Genomic DNA, 1,807 nt, shown 5'->3' on the forward strand with positions numbered 1-1,807 from the left:
TGATCGCGCTCGTCGAAAGTCCTCAGGTGTGCTCGCCGAAATTCCTCACCTGTGAGCAGCGGTCAGTGTAGTTGTTGGCGGTTGCCGGTGGTGGTTCGGCGCAGGGTTTCGGCGGCTGCTTGGTGGTCGCGTAGGCGGTAGGACTCGCCGTCGAGGTTGATGACCACGGAGCGGTGCAGCAGGCGGTCGAGCATGGCGGCGGCGACGGTGGTGTCGCCGAGGATGTCGCCCCAAGCACCCACCCCGCGGTTGGTGGTGATGACGATGCTGGTCTTCAAATATCGTTGGGAGACAACCTGAAACAGTGCCGATGCGGCCTCGGCCGGTAGCGGTAGGTAGCCCAGTTCGTCGATCACCAGCAGTGTTGGGCCGGCGTAGAAGCGCATGGTGGTGGCCCAGCGTCCTTCGATCGCGGCGCGGTGGCAGCGGGCGGCCAGATCGGCGGCGGTGGTGAAGTAGGTCCGGTAGCCGGCGTGCGCGGCGGCTCTGGCCAATCCCACCGAGAGGTGTGTCTTGCCCGTGCCCGGTGGGCCGATGAGCAAGATGTTGGTCGCCGATTCCAGGTAGCGACAGGTGCCCAACTCATCGATGAGCTTGCGGTCGATCCCGGCGGCGGCATCGACATCGAAATCTGCGAGGGTAGCCGGGGTGGGCAGGCAGGCGAACCGCAGCCGGCCCGCCAGGCGGCGCGCGGTGCTGGCCTCGACTTCGACGGCCAGCAGTCGCTCCAAGGCGACGGTGAGCGAGACTCCTTCGGCGCTGGCTTGGTCCAAGACGGCGGGTAAGGCTTCGGCGGCGGCAGCCAGTTTGAGCTCGGCCAGATGCGAGCGCAGCTGTTGATAGCGGCTTGCGGCTGCCGACGGTGCCTCCTCGGCGGTGGTTGTGGCGGTGGTCTTCGGGGTGCGTGGGGTGGGGGTCATTGGATGGTCCTGTTCTGGGCGGCCCGCTCGTAGGCGGACAGGTCGATTACGGTGGAATCGGTTGATGGCGTTGATGTTTGGACGGCTTCGGAATCGATCCGGAGTAGTTGCGCGGCAGCGGCTTTAGCCGCTGGACCGGGTGGGATGCGTTCTTTGCGGCGGTGCGGTCGTCCGGTCGTGGCGGTGGCCATCGCCGCGGTGTCCAGGGCGATGATATGGCCGCTGTCGCGCACCATCACACCGAGCCCGTCGGTGGCCAGTCGGTGCCGAGCGACCACGATCCCGCTGACGGTGGCGATGTCGCAGAACTGCCCGCCGACAGGATGACTGACCACGACCTGAGCCGCCGCCAGTTCCGGGGGCACCGAGTAACGGTTACCGCGATAGGACACCAGCGCCTGCCGTGACGCTGTGCGGGTCTCCGAAACGATCACCGGATACGGCATGACCGGCGCGGGGGTCAGCGGCTCGGTCTTGGCCACCACAGCGACCGAGGAGCGGCCGTCGGCGGTGGCCCGCAGCCTCGTGTCACCGCGCACAGCGGCGAAGCGATCCACGCTGACTTGCGCCTGCTCCACGGTGGCCTCGTCGGCCAGGGTGCGCCACCAGCGTTGGGCGGCGGTGTGGTTGACCTTCTCCACCACGCCCTTGCGGTTGCCGCGCCGGGCCGGGCAGATCGCCACCGACACCCCGTAGTGCTTGGCCACCCCGGCGAACGATGCGGTCACCCTGCCGCTACCGGGGTCGCAGACCGTGGCCATCCGGTCAAACCGCCATACCCGCGTGCACCCGCCCAGTCCGCGGGTCACGCGGTCGAGGCCGGCGACCAGGTGCGGCTGGTCTTCGCAGGGCGCCAGGGCGGCACGCCACTTGCCGGAATGCGCCAG

Annotated in this window: 2 protein-coding genes; both read right to left on the reverse strand. The window is 68.4% G+C overall.

The window, feature by feature from the left end; genetic code table 11:
- Positions 1-62 precede the first annotated feature (62 nt).
- Positions 63-920, reverse strand: coding sequence for an IS21-like element helper ATPase IstB (gene istB, locus HPC46_RS34265; protein WP_014805398.1), 858 nt, complete (start codon positions 918-920; stop codon positions 63-65).
- On the reverse strand, positions 917-1,807 hold an 891-nt coding region (locus HPC46_RS34270), incomplete at its 5' end, for a Mu transposase domain-containing protein (protein WP_233717046.1). The genes istB and HPC46_RS34270, both read right to left, overlap by 4 nt.

It is taken from the genome of Mycolicibacterium vinylchloridicum (assembly GCF_013404075.1).
GTDB lineage: Bacteria > Actinomycetota > Actinomycetes > Mycobacteriales > Mycobacteriaceae > Mycobacterium > Mycobacterium vinylchloridicum.